Source organism: Enterococcus sp. DIV0210g (assembly GCF_050559705.1).
In the GTDB taxonomy this organism is placed as follows: domain Bacteria; phylum Bacillota; class Bacilli; order Lactobacillales; family Enterococcaceae; genus Enterococcus_B; species Enterococcus_B faecalis_A.
The window spans coordinates 464,699-482,647 of sequence record NZ_CP187903.1 but is presented as its reverse complement, the minus strand read 5'-3'; the positions used below and the strand labels follow the sequence as shown (position 1 = coordinate 482,647).

The window sequence follows — 17,949 nt, the reverse complement described above, 5'->3', positions numbered from 1 at the left end:
TTCCTCCCTTACTGTTCCAAATTGCCTAAAATCATCAAGATTTGACGATAAAATTCATCTCTTGTTTGATCTTCGCGTTTTACTTCTTCATGGATAACACCATCTTTAATGAATAAGATTCTTTGACAATAACTTGCTGAAAATGGATCATGCGTCACAAGTAAGATCGATACATCATCTTTACGGTTCAACTCATCCATTGTGTCAAGCAAATCTCTGGCACTTTTTGAATCCAAGGCTCCAGTTGGTTCGTCACCAAGTAAAATCGTTGGTTGAGTAACCAAGGCACGTGCTGCGGCAACCCTTTGTTTTTGTCCCCCAGATATTTTAGATGGATAGCTGTCTAAGATATGGGTGATCGATAATCTTTCTGCCACTTCTTGGACTCTTCGTTTGATTTCTTTTGGTTTCACATTTTGCAGCGAAAGCGGAACAGCGATATTTTCTCGTGCAGTTAAGTTTTCCAGCAAATTGAAATCTTGGAAGATAAATCCGATTTCTTTTGCTCGGAAATCGGCTAATTTATTTCCTTTTAATTTCGTCACATCCGATTGGTTGATTCGGATTTCTCCAGAAGTTGGTTTATCTAATGTAGATAAAAGATTCAAAAGTGTGGATTTCCCTGATCCGGAAGCCCCCATGATCCCGATGAATTCTCCTTTTTCCACATTGAAAGAAATCCCTTTTAACGCTTTAGTTTGTTGTTCGCCGCTTTTTCCATAAACTTTTGTGATGTCTTTTATATCAACGATTTTTTCCATTTTATTTTTCCTCCTCCAGTTTTTCAGCTGCTTTTTTAGGTACATCAGCTTTTTTGACTTCTTCATAGCCTGTTACGCCTTTTGATTTGTTCCAAGTAATTTTTAAATAAGCATCTTTTTTCAATGGACGAGGATTCATACCTTTAAATTCCATTGTTTTTTCAGAACCGTCTTCCTTAAATCCAGGTAAGGAATATCCATAAGAAACGTATTCTTGTCCTTTGTCGTCTTTGGCTACTTCTTTTTGCCCATCCGTTGTGATTTGTACGTAATACGTATCTCCGCCCATCACCGTCATCTCAGTGATTTTATAGGCACCGAAAATCAGAATAATAGTGATCACTAGACCCCAAAGTAATTTTTTCATTGTTTTTCCTTCTTTCGTTTAACTGTTGTGTTTAGTATAGAAAACATTTCTGAAAATTTCCTTGTTTTCGGCTTTCAATCGTCTTTCAATTTTGTCATATTAACGTTAGAACACAAAAAAGGACTGCGACATTCGTCAACAGTCCTTTGAAAATACAATTTATCAGTTATTTTTTGTTTTCTTTGCGCCAAAATGTGGTGTATTCTGCTTTGTCCGTGATGTTGAAAGCGATAATTTCTTTTAAAAGTGCGTAGTTGACTGGCTGGTTCCACTGAATACGGAATAATTGATTCGTATAAGTATAGCCCGCTGCTTCGATTTTTTCTGCAAATTTCACGATTCCAGCATGTTCAGGTGCCACTGCAAAATGTTTTTTTGCTGTGCTGAAACCAATGATAAAGGTCTCGTGATGGGTGAACATCGGCTGGTTCCAAGCAATTCTTGTCCCCAATTCAGGAAATTCTTCTTCTACCCATTGTAATACTTCTGTTAATTTTTCTTTATGTGCTGGTTCTTCGATCGTATCTAAATATTCTTGGAAAGTCGCCATTTTTATCCTCTCCTCACTTCTTTCTCAACCTTGCTTTCGCACCTTCTAGCTGCAGTTCTTTGTCTTCAGCTACGTACCAGCCATATGAATGATTTTTAGAGCGGTAGCCTTCACCGGCAGATTGAGGCAAGTATTCTAACCGTGTTTTCAACCAATGTTTTTCCTCGGTAAAGTAATCCTCAACTAACACTTCCAAAGTCATACCAGAAACTAATGGAAAATCATGATAGAGCGATTTAAAAACAAAGCCTTCTTTTTCATGATCATATTTCAAGATTCCTGTATCTGCGATTGGCTGAGAAAAGTATTCCAACTGTTTTCTCACTTGTTCCAGATGATTGAAAATCTCAAAATGTGCTTGCTTCAATTGACGTCCTTCCGAATTATTTGGATAAGATACTTTCAATTTTTCTTCTTTTTCGTCATAAAATGTTTTTGTCAATTCCTCAAGCATGTTATGTAAAGTTTCAAATTCCTCTTGTAAAAGCGTTAGTGATGGTTCTTTCTCCATTTTTTCTCCCCCGGTTTTTCTCAGTTATGTATACGTCTATTTTACTATATTTTTCTGTGAAATAGCTAAAATATCTCCTAGAACAACAAAAAGAAGAGAAGGTTTGTAAAAAACCTCCTCTCGCTTTTAATCCTCCGTATCGATCGACAGCTGTCCATCTCTCATATCGATAGCCAATGCTTTCTTTTGATCTCCTTGTTCATAAGGATTTTGTTGTATTTCTTCATCGTTATAGAGCAGATGACCATCTTCCATTTGGATCAAAAAGCCTGGGATAGAAATATTTTCCAGAGAAACATGACCATCATTGATGTTGATTGAACTTGCTTTTCGTAAAGTTAAATCCTCAATGTTCATTGAGTTGTCGCTGCCAGTGACGTGCATCTCTGAAAAATCAAGGTGTTCCGCCTCTAGATGGCTGTCTTGCTGGTTCAGGGACAAGGTTTCCCCTCTAAGTTCAGATAGATCTAACCATGTATCATACGATTCGATTTGGAATTTCTTACTGTTGATTCCTTCCATTTCAATAGAACCGTCCGTAGTTGCCACTGCAACCTCTGTTAATTCTTTATCTCGAGGGATCGTAATCACGATTCTTTCACTGGTATCGCCAAGACTGACTTGTACTCGTCCAGTTGAACCAGCTCCATCGACTGTTAGTGTGCCATTTTCAGTGGTTATTTTTGGTTCATAGCCTTTGATATATTTTGCATTTACTTCAAAATTCAACCCTCTTCTGATTTCAATTCCTTGGTTTTCAGTATGGATAACAAGTTTCTTGACTTCAGATGAATCGACCTGCGTCGTTTTTGTACCCATCTCAATCAATTTAGGCCCGTGATCCCATGTCATGCTTCTTTGAGCTCCTAGGGTATAAGTGATTCCTGCCAACAGACCGCCAACTAACATCAAGCCTGCGCCAATCACTAACAGATTCTTTATTTTCATTTCTAGGCACTGTCCTTTCTATAATGTAGGGTAGATTCTTCTTTTAGTTACGAATCGTCGGCCCACCCATTTCGCAAAATTTATGACTAATTGGAACAAGGCTTTTGTTCCTTTTAATAGCAGCGGTACGAAAAATAGTCCAACACCTGTCGCTAACATTCCTAAACCGATAAAGAATAAGCCGCTGAGAATCGATTGGGTAAACACACCGACCCCAGAAATAACTAAGAACAGACCTGCGCCTAAAATCGAAATGAAAAACACATAGATACTAAAGATAAGTGCCATCAATGCAAAAAGCAGACCGCCGATCACTAAAACAAAGGCAAGTGCGAGCGGAAGCAAGATCGGTGAAGCGAATAACCCTAAGATGATCAGCCATATCAAGCGCATTTGTCTTTTGGGACTGCTTTTTTTGGGACGTCTTTCAGCTTCCGGGGAATCATCTTCTTCAGAGAAATAATTGATTTTCAGCATCAGTGCGAATTGTTTCGGTGTACCGTATTCTTCATAAATATCTTCGACTGTTTTTCCAGAGTCCAAAAAATATTCTTCATAATACTGGATCAGGTCTATACGATCATCTTCTGGGATCTCGCGAGTATAGTCCATGACATCATTTAAGTATTCATTCATTTTTATTATCCTCCAATAACTTATCTAAAGAATCCCGAAACACGACCCAATGGACAATGATTTCTTTCAATTGTTCATGTCCTCGATCTGTCAGTCGATAATATCTTCTGTTTCTTCCTTCAAACGGCTCATCATAAGTTTCCAGATATCCTTCTTGTTTCAATCTTCTTAATACTGGATACATCGTTGATTCACTGATATTCAAACTTTCCTGTACGATTTTTGTTAATGCATAGCCATACATATCTTCTCTGCTCAAAGCAGCGAGTACCGTTCCATCAAGCAAGAGCGTTGGGACTTGAATATGCATAAATTCACCTTCATTCTTTATTAGACATCATATTTTATTTAAATCAATATTATATGAAATATAATATTATGTCAATAAAAAATACCAGTGATATGGAGAGACCTCAAAAGTTATTCCGAAAAAACTGACTTTTTGGGCGTTTCTCCAATACACTGGCATTATTCAAGTTATTTTATTGTTTCATTCTTTTTCAGGCAAAACGATTACAACAGTTGTTCCTACGTTTAAAAGACTGTTATAAGTGATTTTTCCCCCATGAAGATCAATGATTTTTTTGACTAGCGCTAATCCAAGTCCATTGCCTTTTGTTTTGTGGCTGGTATCGCCTTGATAAAATTTATCAAAGATCCGCTCCATCGTTTCTGGGCTCATCCCTATTCCCGAATCCGTAACTTCAACTAGTATCCGTCCATTTTTCTGGATCATTTTGACGCTTATCTTCCCATTCGAACGATTATATTTGATTGCATTGTCAACGATATTCAACCAAACTTGATATAAGAGTTCTTCATCTCCACAGAATTCGATTTTTTCTAGATCCAAATCTAATTCCAGTTCTTCTTTTTCCCATTTTGGTTGTAAAAAAAGCAGTACTTCGCGGATTTGTTCATCGATCCGAAAGACTTTCTTTTCAAAAATCCCGCCCTGATTTTCTAATTTGTTGAGTTTTAGTGTATTCTCTGTCAATTGCGAGAGCTGTCCCATCCCATCAAGCATGCGCTGCAAAAAGACTTGCCGTTCTGTTTCAGAAAGATCTGATTTCTGTAAAAGCTGGAGATACCCTTGAATCGTTGCAAGAGGCGTTTTGAATTCATGGGACACATTGGAGACAAAATCATCGCGCAGCAGCTCGATACTGTTTAGTTTTTGAACCATGGTATTGAAATCTGCATAAAGCTGTTGGACCTCTGCCACTTTTTGGTTTTCTTCATCAAGCTGGATCGAAAAATCACCATTAGCTACTTCCCGCATACTTTTTCGTAATTCCACAATTGGCTGCAAGATTCGATGTCCTACAAAAACCGATGTTCCTGTTCCTACAATAATACTGAAACCAGCAAAAATAAAAAGCGGCACAAGCGGCGGTTCGTGACTAGGCTGCCAAGTATCGCTGCGTGTCATCACATAGATGATCCCTGTTAAACAAGCAATCGTGACCAGAATCGTCAAGAAAACGATGCTGGAAAAATAAATCCATAACTGTGAGTAAATCTTCTTTTTCATTCTGCAAGGACCGCCTTATAGCCCAGACCTCTGATCGTCGCGATTTGAAAATCATGATTTCCCTCAAACCGATTTCTTAAACGTTTGATATGGACATCGATTGTTCGCTCATCGGTGTTGGAGTCGAGTCCCCAGATTTCGTCCATCAGTTGTTGTCTGGTAAAAATTTTGTTTGGATAAGCAAGTAATTTATAAAGTACTTGGAATTCTTTTTGCGGTAATTCTTCTTTATGGTCGCTCATTTGTACCATATATGTTTGCTGATCAAGTATGGTTTCGCCAATCGTCAACTGACTGCTGTGGTTGATTTTTGCCCGACGCAGCAAAGCCTCCACACGTAAAAGCATCTCATCGACATCGATAGGTTTGACCATATAGTCATCCGCTCCTAAACGAAACCCTTTTTTCTTGTCTTCCAATGTTTCCTTTGCCGTGATCAAAAGACAAGGCAATTCCATCCCTGACTCACGAAGCAGTGTCAAGAACTGATAACCATCCATATGCGGCATCATGATATCTGTAATTACCAGGTCCACATGGTGCTGATCCATGATTTGCAAGGCTTCGTCCCCTTCTGCTGCTAAAAACACGCGAAAACCTGCGCGTATAAGCACTGATTGATATAATAAACGAAGATTTTCATCATCTTCTATCACTAAAATCACATTCATTTATTGTTCTCCTAAATTATGTATGTATTTTTGGTAGTTTGTTCATATTCAGTTAACATTCACTTGTTATACTGTTCATGTTATTCTACATTGTAGTATACAGAAGATTGTTAAAGGAGAGAAGGAAACATATGTTACAACTTAAAGATATAAAAAAATATTATAAAGTTGGCGAAACGACGACAAAAGCATTAGATGGCGTATCTGTCGCTTTTCGTAAACAAGAATTCGTGGCGATTCTAGGTCCCAGCGGTTCTGGTAAAACAACGATGCTGAACGTAATTGGCGGATTGGACAATTATGACTCTGGCGACATGGTCATCAACGGAAAATCAACCAAAGACTTTAAAGATGCAGATTGGGATGCTTACCGAAACAATTCGATCGGTTTTGTTTTCCAAAGCTACAACTTAATCGGTCATCTAGGCATCATCGAAAATGTAGAGCTTGGGATGACCTTGAGTGGTGTATCCAAAGACGAAAAACGCGCCAAAGCAACTGAAGCATTGCGCCGAGTTGGGTTGAACGAACACATGCACAAAAAACCAAACCAGCTTTCTGGTGGTCAAATGCAGCGTGTGGCGATTGCCCGAGCGTTAGCAAATGATCCAGATATCCTGCTTTGCGACGAGCCAACTGGCGCATTAGATACAGAAACAAGTCTTCAGATCATGGAACTGATCCAAGAACTTTCGAAAGAAAAACTTGTTATCATGGTTACCCATAACCCAGAATTAGCACATCAATACGCTGATCGGATCATTGAATTTTCAGACGGACAAATCCGTAACGACTCAAATCCGCACATCGAACGTCCAAAAGATGATCAATTTAATTTACGTCGGACAAAAATGAGTTTTTGGACAGCGTTAAAACTTTCTTTCAATAATATTCGTACAAAAAAAGGTCGTACATTCTTGACCTCTTTTGCATCTAGTATTGGTATCATCGGAATCGCAATCGTGTTATCTTTATCAACAGGATTCCAAAAGCAAATCGACCAAACCCAGTCAGAAACAATGTCGCAATTCCCGATAACGATCTCAAAAGTTACGACAAGCCAACCAACTTCTGACGAAGATTCTCTTGGTTCAAGCAATAGCTCATTCCCAGATACTAAAACAGTAACTGCAAAAGTAAGTGATTCAGACAGATCCCAACATACAAACAATATTGACCAAGAATACGTGGATTACATCAAAAATATCGATCCTGAATTAAGCAACAATATCGGTTTTACACGTTCAACAGGAATCAATCTTTTACGTGATGTAGACGGCAAAGTCCAAACCGTGAACTTGTCAAATGACAATCTTGCATCCGATGCACCTTCTATGGCCAACGCAATGGCTTCAATGACTGGGGTCGGTGTTTCTACTTTCCCAACACAATTGGAAGACGGCCACGGCGATTTCCTAAAAGACAATTATTCTCTGCTTTCTGGTGAATACCCAAGTTCAGCGACTGATGCTGTGATCATTGTGGATGGAAATAACAATACCAACATCAATGCTCTGAAAAATCTAGGCTTTGATGTAAAAGAAAACGAAAAAATCGATTTCGATAAAATCGTTGGTACAACATTCAAAGTAATCAATAACGATACATTCTATCAAAAATTACCAACTGGAAACTTTATTCCAAATACAGACTATGATGCAATGTACGCTGCTTCAAATAAAGAAGTAAAAATCAGCGGAATCTTGCGTGTCAAATCTTCTTCAACTATGAATCTTTTGGCACCAGGTGTTGCGTACAGTGATCAATTGACAACACAAATCGTCGATGAAAACAAAAATTCTGAAATCGTCACTGCTCAAAAAGACAGCGACCGTAATGTTTTGACAAACGAAACGTTAGATGCTTCAGCAAAAGAAACAGTTATCAGCTACCTTGGCGGCGACAGCCTTCCTTCAAGCATCATGATCTATCCAAATAACTTCGGCGACAAAGAAAAAGTCTTGGATTATTTAGATGATTTCAACAAAGGAAAATCTGAAGAAGATAAAATCATTTATACTGACTTAGCTGGTACGATGACGGAATTGACTGGCGGATTGATGGATGCGATCACTTATGTTCTGATTGCATTTGCCGGAATTTCTTTAGTTACAAGTATGATCATGATCAGTATCATCACTTATACTTCTGTTATCGAACGAACAAAAGAAATTGGTGTATTGAAAGCATTAGGTGCACGTAAAAAAGATATTACTCGTGTATTCGATGCTGAGACATGTATCTTAGGTATCACTTCTGGTGTGCTGGGTATCCTGATTGCATGGCTAGCTACATTCCCTATCAACAGTCTCTTATACAGCATGACTGACTTAAAAAATGTCGCACAATTAAATCCGATCCATGCATTGATCTTGATTGTTATTTCAACGATTTTGACAATGATTGGTGGACACATCCCTGCTAGAATGGCAGCGAAAAAAGATGCAGCAATTGCATTGCGTGCAGAATAAAAAAAGAGGCCGCGGCCTCTTTTTTTTTATGTTTTTAACCAAAACACAATTACATTCTTCTTTCCACAGTCACGTGCACTGTATCCCCGACATCCTTGCCGATTTTTTTGCGAATATCTTTTCTGATCCCTAAAATATAGCAGATCGAACCATCTGGATTTTTTTGACCCATATTGACGATACTTCCTTCATAAGGTTCTTCGTCAAAAGTGGCAGAAACCTTGACTCTGCCGGCAGAAAATTCTTCGCGGACATCGTATGGAAAAACAACATACGCACCGCCTTTTCCTACTTCAGAAGAATAAATAGCTGAATCAAAGCTGTATTGTTTTTCAGTCATAAACAAGCTCCTTTTTTTAAACGATTATAGCACAGTGTTTTGAACATTTTTTCAAATAAAGCCAAATAAAAAATGCCGCAAACAGCTAAAATTGTTTGCGGCGTTTCTTTTTTTATACTTGGAGCTGAGCGGTTCTTTCACAACCTCTAATCAAAAGGTATTTTCTCAGTTGTTCCTCGGCGTTAACTCAAAAATCCACAAAATATGTAGAGCTATTTTGTAGACTTCCTCTTTAATGCTCGGAGCTGAGCGGTTCTTTCACAACCTCTAACTAATAAGCGGCACTATCCAATTGATCCACATCCATGTAAATGGCATGGCCAGTATCATTGCCGGAATCATATCCGCTGTGGGAAACATCTTCAATTTGATCATTCGGAAACCTGTAGCTAACATCAAAAAGCCGCCGCATGCTTTGAAATCAGCAATCATATCAGGGGTTGTTAAAGGATAAATGACTCCTGCTAATAAAAACAAACTGCCGAAAATAATAAATTGCGGTATAGCAATAACAGAAACCACATATCCTAAATTACATGCAAAAATCAATGCGGTGAAAAAGTCTAAAATCGATTTTGAGATCAAAATCGTACTGTCGCCAGTCATTCCTGAATCCAAGCTTCCGTAAATCCCCGTGCCGCTTGCACAAAATAAGACGATCACAGTCACTAATGTATTGATGAATTCTTCTTCTGACATGTCTAGATGTTCGTTTGGAATCAATTTTGCGATTGGTCTTTGCATAAGTGCGGCCCCTTTATTGATCCATTCACCAAAATGAAGAACTAACCCTACACCAGTTCCGATAACCAATGCAAAAATAACAGCTGGCATATCTTTCATCAAACCAATCGAGCTGATTCCCATCCCCATGGAACAAATACCAAAGACCAAATTGATTTCTGTTTTGAATTTTTCTGTTAATCTGCTGCCTAGAAGTCCGCCAATGATCCCTCCTAGCAAAATAGATAATGTATTAATGATTACACCAATTGGCATATAAATTCTCCTTCTTTCATAAATCTTCTTGCCTTGAAACGTGCATATCCATTTTAACAAGATTTTTTCTGCTTACCTATTCAATTTTTTGTGTTATCCTATTCTCAAATGGAATAGTAAAAGAAGGATGCGAGACTTGTGGAAATTTCAAAATTAGAATTATTCATCGATTTGACCCAAACAAAAAATTTTACTGAAACTGCAGAGAATTTCTACACCACACAAGGAAATGTCTCTAAACAGATCATTGCTTTAGAAAAAGAATTAGAGACAAAGTTATTTGAACGTTCACACCGCAAAGTCAACCTGACAGAATCAGGAAAATTGACTTTGCCTTTTGCCAAAAGTATCGTGTCTCAATATCAAGGTTTGAAACATACTTTAGCGGAGCATGAAGCAAAACAAAATCAAACATTGACGATTTATACGATTCCCACTATGTCAAATTACCGCGGTTTTCAAAAAATATCCGAATTCTTGAAAAGACACCCAGAGATAAAGATCCAGATCCAAGAAAAAGAAAGCAATGAACTCTTTCCGACATTGCGGCAGTCAGAAAACAGTATTCTTTTCGCGCGTACTTTTCAACTCGAACTTGAAGAGTACGAATCGATCATTACAGATAAAGATCAATTTGTTGTTTTACTACCGAAAAATCATCCTTTATCAAAACAAGAAGTCTTGTCTATTGAACAGTTGAAAAATGAACATTTTTTGATGCTGGGAAAAAATACCAATTTATATCAAGCAGTCGTTGAACTCTGTCATAAAGCTGGTTTTGAACCCGTGATCGATTATGAAGGAACAAGAATCGATTTATTGCTTAATATGGTAGCAAGTGATTTAGGTATCGCTGTCGTTATGAATGAAACTGTAGACAAACTGCTCTCTTCTCAAGTTGTTTCGCGTCCCTTAAAAGAAAATCAGATCAGTTACCTTTCCTTTATCCGAAAACCAGGTGAACATTCTAAAGCTTCCGATTTATTTTGGGAAGAACTCAAAACAAATTATTAAATTCCATTTTGGAATAGCAGAACGCCGAAGTTGAATTGCTTCCTTTTTCTTCACATCTTACGATAGATGCAGAGAGAAAAAGGAGGTCATTTTTTTATGACAAAAGAACATCAGCCTTATGATTTAAGAAAAGTGTTGGATGAACTAAAAGAAATCCCTGGACAGTATCACGAAACCGATGTCGAAGTTGATCCTGATGCTGAACTTTCAGGTGTTTACCGCTATATCGGTGCTGGAGGTACTGTGATGCGCCCCACTCAAGAAGGACCTGCTATGACCTTCAATAACATCAAAGGGTTTCCAAATACACGTGTCTCTATCGGAACAATGGCTAGCAGAAAAAGAGTAGGCGAAATTTTACACCACGATTACAAAACATCGGGACGCCTTCTAAAAGATTCTGTTGAGAACCCAGTTAAACCTGTAAAAGTAGCAAAAGAAGACGCGCCTGCACAAGAAGTGATTCATTTAGCTACAGAGAAAGACTTTGATATCCGTAAAATTTTACCTGCTCCAACAAATACCCCTGAAGATGCTGGACCTTATATTACTATGGGTGTTGTTTATGGGTCAGATCCAGAAAAAACCATGAGCGACGTTACGATCCATCGTATGGTCTTAGAAGATAAAGACACAATCGGCATGTATATTATGCCTGGCGGACGCCATATCGGTCATTTCCAGAAACAATTTGAAGCTCTAGGAAAACCCATGCCGATCACGATCAATATCGGCTTAGACCCAGCTATAGCTATTGGTACAACTTTTGAACCGCCAACCACGCCTCTTGGCTACAATGAATTATGGGTAGCAGGTGCTTTAAGAAATGAACCTGTCCAATTAGTTGATGGCGTCAGTGTTGACGAAGTTGGTATTGCTCGCGCTGAATTTATCATTGAAGCAGAGATTTTGCCAAACCAGACAATGCAAGAAGATATCAACACAAATACAGGAAAAGCGATGCCGGAATTTCCAGGTTACAATGGTGATGCAAATCCTGCCGTGAATGTGGTCAAAGTTAAAGCAGTCACTCATCGAAAAGATAACCCAATTATGCAAACAACGATTGGACCAAGCGAAGAGCATGTTTCAATGGCGGGAATCCCAACTGAAGCAAGCATCCTATCATTGGTTGACAAAGCAATCCCAAATAAAGTCGTAAATGTCTATAATCCTCCTGCGGGCGGCGGAAAATTGATGACGATCATGCAGATCCGTAAAGAAAACGAAGCAGATGAAGGTATTCAGCGGCAAGCAGCGATTCTTGCTCTTTCTTCTTTCAAGGAATTAAAAACAGTGATTTTGGTAGATGAAGATGTCGATATTTTTGATATGAATGATGTGATGTGGACGTTTAATACACGTTTCCAAGGAGATAAAGATATCATCGTTCTTCCTGGCATGCGGAACCATCCGCTTGATCCATCCGAACTTCCAGCATACAACCCAGGCGTTATCCGCTATCGCGGCATGAGTGCAAAAACTATTTTTGACGGTACAGCGCCGTACGACATGAAAGAACATTTTGTGCGTGCACGTTTCAAAGAAGTATCTGATTGGAAGAAATATCTAAAATAAATAATTAATTGTTTCAATAACCAAATTTGAAAAATGCAAAAACGTTTAAAGCTGTTTTTGCATTTTTCAACTTCTTTTTTTGATAACTTTTACGAGGTGGATAAAATGAATAGACCAAAACGAATCGTCATTGGTGTAACTGGTGCTTCCGGCACTATCTACGCTATTGACCTAATCAAAAAATTAAAAACAATCCCCAATGTAGAAACACACGGCGTCATCAGCAGCTGGGCGAAAGAAAATTTAAAATTAGAATCTGAACTTAGCTTAAAAGAATTAGAAAATTTACTAGATTATCATTATTCGATACGAGATTTAGGTGCAGCTATCGCTAGTGGTTCATTTTTAACAGATGGCATGGTCGTTGTACCAGCTAGCATGAAAACTGTTGCTGCGATCTCAATGGGATTTGGCGATAATTTAATCAATCGTGCTGCAGATGTCACTTTGAAAGAACAACGAAAACTGATCATTGTTCCTCGAGAAACACCTTTAAATGCGATCCATTTAGAAAACCTTACTAAATTAGCCCATTTAGGTGTCCAAATCATCCCGCCTATCCCAGCTTTCTATAACCAGCCGAAAACTATCCAAGACCTAGTCGATCATCATTCCATGAAAATCATGGATGCACTAGGCATCGAAAATGATACCGGCGGACGTTGGAAAGGAATCTGAGCATGGTAAAAAGATTTAAAGTGGTAAAAGAAAATTACCCAATGATTGCAGAAACAACAATCATTGGCAATGATGTGCTGATTACGATTACTGGCGGTGATACTCCTCATATTGGTACAATTACCGCATTTTCAAAAAATGGAAGGAAAGAAACCACTCGTTTTCCCAGTCATCACGGAAGATTTCACAAAGATGATGTACTCGCTGATTTTCTATTTGCTGAAATAAAAGAAAAATTACCAGGAAATTGTGTCATTACAGCTGGTGTTCACGTCAACCACATCTCGAATGCTCAAATCCAAGCTTCTTCGGCAATGGCAAAATCTCTCGGCCGCCAAATTGCTGATTGGTTTGATACCTTTACCTTTGAGCAAGCCGCCCCGATTTATTATACAAATCAAGAAAAACCCAAATAACGCGGTCAGATAACCGCGTTTTTTATTTAAATCAAGACACAAAAAAACCGCCTCAATGAGACGGTTAAAGTTCGTAATTATTTAACGATATTTACTGCTTGAGGTCCACGTTGGCCTTCTTCGATATCGTAAGTTACTGCTTGACCTTCTTCTAAAGATTTGAAGCCTTCACCTTGGATAGCTGAGAAATGTGCAAATACGTCATTTCCGTCTTCACCAGTGATAAAACCAAAACCTTTGTCTGCGTTAAACCATTTTACTGTACCATTATTCATATTATGTTTCCTCCTGTTACGTATTCGAGATACGTTTTTTATTGCAATTAATTATTACTTAGTAAAAGGAGGTCTATAATAGAATATATTGCTCAGATTACGGTTCAAATTAGATTACTTAATTACTATAACATGCTTTCCGATATAGTACAAGGATTATCTTTTCCTCTTCTCTTGAAGCATACAAACCATTCAAAATCATCCAAGCATAATATAAGCATTGTTATGTTTATTGCTATATAATCATTTTATAATAAAAAGGAGGTTTTTATAATGAAAATTTTAGATTCTATCGCATTAGCACTATTGATCGTTGGAGGCTTGAACTGGTTGCTTGTCGGCTTATTTGAATACGATTTAGTTGCTTCTATCTCAGGCGGATCTACAACTATTTTGGCAAAAATCATTTATGTTGTCGTTGGTTTATGTGCTCTTTATTGCTTAAAATTTTTCCCAATGATTTCTGCTAAAGTTAGAAATCGTGACCAATATTAAGATGTGTGCCATCCGAAAAACGATCATTCGCTCTTAATAAGCGGTTGGTCGTTTTTTATTTTGTCTAAGTTTTGTTGCTATGGAAAAGAACAAAAAAATAAAACCCTTGATAAACAAGGGTTTTTCTTATGCCAGCTATAGGGATCGAACCTACGACCTACGCGTTACGAGTGCGTTGCTCTACCAACTGAGCTAAGCTGGCGAATTACAAGTGAAATTATATACGTTATTTTTTGAATTGTAAAGTGGTTAGCAGTCGTTTCTTGTGGATTTCATGAATTTTTTCATAAAACGTGGTATAATAGAATATGAAAGGTAGGTTTTGTGAAATGGCAACTTTTGGACAGTTTACGACAGCAGTGATTCCCTCAGAATTGGGAAAGAAATTTACGATCGATACCCATGTCACCTTCCAAATTAACGGCGAGACGCAAACCGGCACGATTTCAAAACAGCTGAAGAATTCCGCTGTCGTTGAAATCGATAAAACCGATGACAACAACAACTTGATGACTCAGAGCAAAGGCGTAGTGATTGTAAACTACAAACAATTGACAAAGATCTAAAAAAGCTTGGATGAGCGGTTTTCCCGCTTCTCCAAGCTTTTTTGTGCTGTACTATTTTGTGCCAAACAAACGGTCGCCGGCATCCCCTAGACCAGGAACGATATAGCCGTGTTCGTTTAGTTTTTCATCTAATGCAGCTGTATAGATATCAATGTCTGGATGTGCTTCTTGTAAAGCTTTCACGCCTTCTGGAGCCGCAACTAAGCAGACGAATTTGATATTTGAAGCGCCGCGTTCTTTCAATGCATCGATTGCCATGATTGCTGAACCGCCAGTCGCAAGCATTGGATCTACGACGAACAATTGACGAGCGTCGATGTCTTCAGGTAATTTTACAAAGTATTCATGAGGTTCTAATGTTTCTTCATCACGGTATAAGCCGATGTGTCCGACTTTAGCAGCTGGGATCAATTCCAAGATGCCATCTACCATTCCGATACCTGCACGTAAAATCGGTACGATTGCTACTTTTTTACCAGATAATGTTTTTTGAGTAGACTTAGTGATTGGTGTTTCGATCACTGTGTCTTCTAACGGCATATCACGTGATACTTCATATGCCATTAACATAGCGATTTCATCGACAACTTCACGGAAAACTTTCGTACCGCAATTTTTGTCTCGGATAATAGTCAGTTTGTGTTGAATCAATGGATGGTCGATCACTTGAAATTTGCCCATTTGTAACTCTCCTTTGTTCTGTCGTTTCTTTTTAATTGTAAAACAAAACCGAGAGAAAGACCAGTCTATCTCCCGATTTTTGGCAAGAAAATCGTGTTATTTTGCTTGATATAAAGGATATTTTTGTGTCAGCTCTTGAACGCCTGCTTTTACTTCATCCAAAGCTTGTTCATCCCCATTGGCTTGCAATGCTTTCACAACAAGTTCAGCGACTTGCATAGCATCCCGCTCATTGAATCCTCGTGATGTGATTGCAGGAGTGCCAATGCGGATACCGCTTGTTTTGAACGGACTTAATGTTTCAAATGGAATCGAGTTTTTATTGACTGTGATATTTACACTGTCTAAAATGGCTTCTGCCTCTTTACCATTTATTCCCAATTCGCGTACATCAACTAAGAACAAGTGATTGTCTGTGGCACCTGAGATCACTCTTGTTCCTACTGCTTGGTTAAAGACTTTGACCATTGCCTGCGCATTCGCGATCACTTGGTAAGAATAGTCTTTGAAACTTGGATCAAGTGCTTCTTTGAAAGCCGCGGCTTTTCCAGCAATCACGTGTTCCAATGGTCCGCCTTGGATTCCAGGGAAAACAGCGCTGTTGATTTTTTTAGCCAATTCTTCGCTATTTGTCAAAATCATTCCGCCTCGTGGTCCGCGCAATGTTTTGTGGGTAGTTGTCGTTGTGATATCAGCATATGGCACAGGATTAGGATGCAATCCAGCTGCTACTAGACCAGCGATGTGCGCCATATCAACCATTAATTTTGCACCGACTTCATCGGCGATTTCTCTGAATTTTGCAAAATCGATCGTTCGACCATAGGCACTGGCTCCTGCAACAATCAATTTAGGTTGATGTTGGCGTGCTAAAATACGAACAACGTTATAATCGATAACTTCAGTGGACGGGTCAACGCCGTAAGCAACGAAGTGGTACGTTTTTCCGCTGAAATTGACTGGAGAACCATGAGTCAAATGTCCTCCTGCTGCTAAGTCCATTCCTAAAATCGTGTCTCCAGGTTCTACCAGTGCTAGATAAGCCGCAGTGTTAGCTTGAGAACCAGAATGCGGTTGGACATTGGCAAATTTTGCGCCGAACAATTCTTTTGCACGATCGATTGCTAAATTCTCAACGATATCAACAAATTCACAACCGCCATAATAACGATGTCCGGGATATCCTTCCGCATATTTGTTCGTCAAAATACTGCCTTGTGCTGCCATAACTGCTGGAGATACCACATTTTCAGAAGCAATCAATTCCAGATTATTTTCTTGACGTTCTTCTTCTTTTGCAATTGCTGCCCACAAATCAGGATCAAACGTTTTGTAATCTACCACAAACAACAACTCCTTTTAAAATTTCAAATTCATTTACTGCATTGTATCATACTTGAAAAATGCTACAAAAAAGAAATTACTTATTTTCAAAATAATTTTGTCCAGCAGCTTTTTTCAAACGATTCATATAGGCACTTCCAATTCCTTTTTCCGGGAAAACTTGGGCTAAGATATAATCCAAACCAAGTATTTCTTCATCAAGCCCTCTTAACCCTGCAAACAAACCTTTTGCAGCAGCTTCTGCCGTGTCATCATAGTACATCATGACAGCAGCAGATTCTGTGCGTACCTTTTCAGCGATTGTCGGACCTGCCAAGATACCTGCACGTAAATGCTCTTTTTTTATCCAAGCCATCGCAGCTTCCCAATCTTCATCACGAACCATCAAGACTTTTGTATCTGGTGAATAATGCTTATATTTCATTCCTGGTGCTTTTGGTGTTTCTTCCTCTTTGACTAAATGTGCATCGATTTTCACTTCGCTGCCGATTACTGTTTCTAACTGTTCTTTCGTCACCGCTCCAGGTCGCAAGATTACAGGCGCATTGGTTGGATCGCTTAAATCTAAAACAGTTGATTCTACACCGATTCTTGTCGCACCATCATCAATGATTCCAGTAATCTTGCCTTTAAGATCATGGTAAACATGTTCGGCAGTCGTTGGGCTTGGTTTTCCGGATGTATTGGCGCTCGGTCCTACCAGCGGCACACCTGCTTTTTTAATAACGTTAAGCGTTTTTTTGTTATCCGGCATACGAAATGCTGCTGTGGATAAACCGCCCGTTACAACGGATGGTAAACTGCCTTTTTTGATCTCAAAAATCATTGTGAGGGGTCCAGGCCAGAAATGATCAACAATTTTACGTGTGGCCGGATGAAAGTTATCCACATACGCTTTCACTTCTTCAAAAGAAGAAACGTGCACGATCAGAGGGTTGTCTTGCGGTCTGCCTTTTACCTTGAAAACATTCATGACAGCCTCGGGCAAAAGTGCATTAGCACCCAATCCGTAGACCGTTTCAGTAGGAAAAGCAACGAGTGATCCGTTTTTAAGCGCTTGTGCTGCTTCTGTCAATTCTTCTTCTTTGTATAATTTAGTTTCCACAGTTTGTCC

Annotated in this window: 22 protein-coding genes and 1 tRNA gene; 7 read left to right on the top strand and 16 right to left on the bottom strand. The window is 38.8% G+C overall.

The window, feature by feature from the left end; translation table 11 throughout:
• Positions 1–8: 8 nt before the first annotated feature.
• The 9 genes from IGI64_RS02410 to IGI64_RS02370 all read right to left on the bottom strand — a co-directional run bounded on the left by IGI64_RS02410 (position 9) and on the right by IGI64_RS02370 (position 5,978).
• Positions 9–761 carry an ABC transporter ATP-binding protein gene (locus IGI64_RS02410; RefSeq protein ID WP_429939369.1) on the bottom strand — a complete coding sequence of 251 codons (753 nt, stop codon included), beginning with the start codon at positions 759–761 and terminating at the stop codon, positions 9–11.
• 1 nt (position 762) lies between these two features.
• Complete coding sequence (locus IGI64_RS02405; protein WP_016624551.1) at positions 763–1,128, bottom strand: YxeA family protein; 366 nt, start codon at positions 1,126–1,128, stop codon at positions 763–765.
• A gap of 166 nt (positions 1,129–1,294) precedes the next feature.
• Positions 1,295–1,678: an iron chaperone gene (locus IGI64_RS02400; RefSeq protein ID WP_429939368.1), complete on the bottom strand. Its 384-nt coding sequence runs from the start codon at positions 1,676–1,678 to the stop codon at positions 1,295–1,297.
• Positions 1,679–1,691: 13 nt separating this feature from the next.
• Positions 1,692–2,189 (bottom strand): DUF5348 domain-containing protein, encoded by a 498-nt coding sequence (locus IGI64_RS02395; RefSeq protein WP_016624549.1) that lies wholly within the window; start codon positions 2,187–2,189, stop codon positions 1,692–1,694.
• 126 nt (positions 2,190–2,315) lie between these two features.
• The gene (locus IGI64_RS02390) at positions 2,316–3,137 is read right to left on the bottom strand and encodes a DUF4097 family beta strand repeat-containing protein (protein ID WP_429939367.1); all 822 of its coding nucleotides are present in this window, start codon (positions 3,135–3,137) and stop codon (positions 2,316–2,318) included.
• A gap of 18 nt (positions 3,138–3,155) precedes the next feature.
• On the bottom strand, positions 3,156–3,773 hold the full coding sequence (locus IGI64_RS02385) for a DUF1700 domain-containing protein (RefSeq protein ID WP_016624547.1): 618 nt from the start codon (positions 3,771–3,773) through the stop codon (positions 3,156–3,158).
• Positions 3,766–4,083: a PadR family transcriptional regulator gene (locus IGI64_RS02380; RefSeq protein WP_016624546.1), complete on the bottom strand. Its 318-nt coding sequence runs from the start codon at positions 4,081–4,083 to the stop codon at positions 3,766–3,768. The genes IGI64_RS02385 and IGI64_RS02380 overlap by 8 nt, the downstream gene beginning before the upstream one ends.
• Positions 4,084–4,263: 180 nt before the next feature.
• Positions 4,264–5,307 carry a HAMP domain-containing sensor histidine kinase gene (locus IGI64_RS02375; protein ID WP_016624545.1) on the bottom strand — a complete coding sequence of 348 codons (1,044 nt, stop codon included), beginning with the start codon at positions 5,305–5,307 and terminating at the stop codon, positions 4,264–4,266.
• Complete coding sequence (locus IGI64_RS02370) at positions 5,304–5,978, bottom strand: response regulator transcription factor (protein ID WP_429939366.1); 675 nt, start codon at positions 5,976–5,978, stop codon at positions 5,304–5,306. The genes IGI64_RS02375 and IGI64_RS02370 overlap by 4 nt, the downstream gene beginning before the upstream one ends.
• Positions 5,979–6,109: 131 nt before the next feature.
• On the opposite strand from IGI64_RS02370, the gene IGI64_RS02365 reads away from it, so the two are divergent.
• A complete protein-coding gene (locus IGI64_RS02365; RefSeq protein WP_429939365.1) occupies positions 6,110–8,449 on the top strand; it encodes an ATP-binding cassette domain-containing protein in 2,340 nt (779 codons plus the stop codon).
• A 49-nt stretch (positions 8,450–8,498) separates the two neighbouring features.
• On the opposite strand, the gene IGI64_RS02360 is transcribed toward IGI64_RS02365, so the two are convergent.
• A complete protein-coding gene (locus IGI64_RS02360; protein WP_016624542.1) occupies positions 8,499–8,789 on the bottom strand; it encodes a DUF1905 domain-containing protein in 291 nt (96 codons plus the stop codon).
• A 267-nt stretch (positions 8,790–9,056) separates the two neighbouring features.
• Complete coding sequence (locus tag IGI64_RS02355; RefSeq protein WP_016624540.1) at positions 9,057–9,788, bottom strand: DUF554 domain-containing protein; 732 nt, start codon at positions 9,786–9,788, stop codon at positions 9,057–9,059.
• Between the two features lie 138 nt (positions 9,789–9,926).
• Between IGI64_RS02355 and IGI64_RS02350 the strand changes: the two genes are divergently transcribed.
• The 4 genes from IGI64_RS02350 to IGI64_RS02335 all read left to right on the top strand — a co-directional run bounded on the left by IGI64_RS02350 (position 9,927) and on the right by IGI64_RS02335 (position 13,474).
• Positions 9,927–10,802 carry a LysR family transcriptional regulator gene (locus IGI64_RS02350; protein WP_429939364.1) on the top strand — a complete coding sequence of 292 codons (876 nt, stop codon included), beginning with the start codon at positions 9,927–9,929 and terminating at the stop codon, positions 10,800–10,802.
• Between the two features lie 96 nt (positions 10,803–10,898).
• Entirely contained in the window at positions 10,899–12,380 is a 1,482-nt protein-coding gene (locus tag IGI64_RS02345) for a UbiD family decarboxylase (RefSeq protein WP_430596472.1), read from the top strand.
• A 105-nt stretch (positions 12,381–12,485) separates the two neighbouring features.
• Positions 12,486–13,058 (top strand): UbiX family flavin prenyltransferase, encoded by a 573-nt coding sequence (locus tag IGI64_RS02340; protein ID WP_429939362.1) that lies wholly within the window; start codon positions 12,486–12,488, stop codon positions 13,056–13,058.
• 2 nt (positions 13,059–13,060) lie between these two features.
• Positions 13,061–13,474 carry an amino acid decarboxylase gene (locus IGI64_RS02335; RefSeq protein ID WP_429939361.1) on the top strand — a complete coding sequence of 138 codons (414 nt, stop codon included), beginning with the start codon at positions 13,061–13,063 and terminating at the stop codon, positions 13,472–13,474.
• 77 nt (positions 13,475–13,551) lie between these two features.
• Here IGI64_RS02335 and IGI64_RS02330 read toward each other — a convergent pair whose 3' ends face one another.
• On the bottom strand, positions 13,552–13,749 hold the full coding sequence (locus IGI64_RS02330; RefSeq protein ID WP_016624535.1) for a cold-shock protein: 198 nt from the start codon (positions 13,747–13,749) through the stop codon (positions 13,552–13,554).
• Positions 13,750–14,022: 273 nt separating this feature from the next.
• On the opposite strand from IGI64_RS02330, the gene IGI64_RS02325 reads away from it, so the two are divergent.
• Positions 14,023–14,244 carry a DUF378 domain-containing protein gene (locus IGI64_RS02325; protein ID WP_016624534.1) on the top strand — a complete coding sequence of 74 codons (222 nt, stop codon included), beginning with the start codon at positions 14,023–14,025 and terminating at the stop codon, positions 14,242–14,244.
• A 129-nt stretch (positions 14,245–14,373) separates the two neighbouring features.
• Here the strand turns inward: IGI64_RS02325 and IGI64_RS02320 are convergent.
• Positions 14,374–14,446, bottom strand: a tRNA-Thr gene (locus tag IGI64_RS02320).
• A 127-nt stretch (positions 14,447–14,573) separates the two neighbouring features.
• On the opposite strand from IGI64_RS02320, the gene IGI64_RS02315 reads away from it, so the two are divergent.
• Positions 14,574–14,810, top strand: a complete 237-nt coding sequence (locus IGI64_RS02315; protein ID WP_034861940.1) for a hypothetical protein — start codon at positions 14,574–14,576, stop codon at positions 14,808–14,810.
• Positions 14,811–14,861: 51 nt separating this feature from the next.
• On the opposite strand, the gene upp is transcribed toward IGI64_RS02315, so the two are convergent.
• The 3 genes from upp to IGI64_RS02300 all read right to left on the bottom strand — a co-directional run bounded on the left by upp (position 14,862) and on the right by IGI64_RS02300 (position 17,940).
• Complete coding sequence (gene upp / locus IGI64_RS02310; protein WP_016623990.1) at positions 14,862–15,491, bottom strand: uracil phosphoribosyltransferase; 630 nt, start codon at positions 15,489–15,491, stop codon at positions 14,862–14,864.
• Positions 15,492–15,587: 96 nt separating this feature from the next.
• Positions 15,588–16,835 carry a serine hydroxymethyltransferase gene (gene glyA, locus IGI64_RS02305; RefSeq protein ID WP_429939360.1) on the bottom strand — a complete coding sequence of 416 codons (1,248 nt, stop codon included), beginning with the start codon at positions 16,833–16,835 and terminating at the stop codon, positions 15,588–15,590.
• A gap of 76 nt (positions 16,836–16,911) precedes the next feature.
• Positions 16,912–17,940 (bottom strand): L-threonylcarbamoyladenylate synthase, encoded by a 1,029-nt coding sequence (locus IGI64_RS02300; protein WP_429939359.1) that lies wholly within the window; start codon positions 17,938–17,940, stop codon positions 16,912–16,914.
• Between the last annotated feature and the right edge of the window lie 9 nt (positions 17,941–17,949).

Coding starts and splice junctions, on each gene's coding strand:
- IGI64_RS02400 (WP_429939368.1), bottom strand. CDS start 1,678: ATGGCGACTTTCCAAGAATATTTAGATACGATCGAAGAACCAGCACAT.
- IGI64_RS02355 (WP_016624540.1), bottom strand. CDS start 9,788: ATGCCAATTGGTGTAATCATTAATACATTATCTATTTTGCTAGGAGGG.
- IGI64_RS02360 (WP_016624542.1), bottom strand. CDS start 8,789: ATGACTGAAAAACAATACAGCTTTGATTCAGCTATTTATTCTTCTGAA.
- IGI64_RS02340 (WP_429939362.1), top strand. CDS start 12,486: ATGAATAGACCAAAACGAATCGTCATTGGTGTAACTGGTGCTTCCGGC.
- IGI64_RS02390 (WP_429939367.1), bottom strand. CDS start 3,137: ATGAAAATAAAGAATCTGTTAGTGATTGGCGCAGGCTTGATGTTAGTT.
- IGI64_RS02395 (WP_016624549.1), bottom strand. CDS start 2,189: ATGGAGAAAGAACCATCACTAACGCTTTTACAAGAGGAATTTGAAACT.
- IGI64_RS02380 (WP_016624546.1), bottom strand. CDS start 4,083: ATGCATATTCAAGTCCCAACGCTCTTGCTTGATGGAACGGTACTCGCT.
- IGI64_RS02330 (WP_016624535.1), bottom strand. CDS start 13,749: ATGAATAATGGTACAGTAAAATGGTTTAACGCAGACAAAGGTTTTGGT.
- IGI64_RS02370 (WP_429939366.1), bottom strand. CDS start 5,978: ATGAATGTGATTTTAGTGATAGAAGATGATGAAAATCTTCGTTTATTA.
- IGI64_RS02405 (WP_016624551.1), bottom strand. CDS start 1,128: ATGAAAAAATTACTTTGGGGTCTAGTGATCACTATTATTCTGATTTTC.
- IGI64_RS02335 (WP_429939361.1), top strand. CDS start 13,061: ATGGTAAAAAGATTTAAAGTGGTAAAAGAAAATTACCCAATGATTGCA.
- IGI64_RS02365 (WP_429939365.1), top strand. CDS start 6,110: ATGTTACAACTTAAAGATATAAAAAAATATTATAAAGTTGGCGAAACG.
- upp (WP_016623990.1), bottom strand. CDS start 15,491: ATGGGCAAATTTCAAGTGATCGACCATCCATTGATTCAACACAAACTG.
- IGI64_RS02375 (WP_016624545.1), bottom strand. CDS start 5,307: ATGAAAAAGAAGATTTACTCACAGTTATGGATTTATTTTTCCAGCATC.
- IGI64_RS02385 (WP_016624547.1), bottom strand. CDS start 3,773: ATGAATGAATACTTAAATGATGTCATGGACTATACTCGCGAGATCCCA.
- IGI64_RS02315 (WP_034861940.1), top strand. CDS start 14,574: ATGGCAACTTTTGGACAGTTTACGACAGCAGTGATTCCCTCAGAATTG.
- IGI64_RS02410 (WP_429939369.1), bottom strand. CDS start 761: ATGGAAAAAATCGTTGATATAAAAGACATCACAAAAGTTTATGGAAAA.
- IGI64_RS02325 (WP_016624534.1), top strand. CDS start 14,023: ATGAAAATTTTAGATTCTATCGCATTAGCACTATTGATCGTTGGAGGC.
- IGI64_RS02345 (WP_430596472.1), top strand. CDS start 10,899: ATGACAAAAGAACATCAGCCTTATGATTTAAGAAAAGTGTTGGATGAA.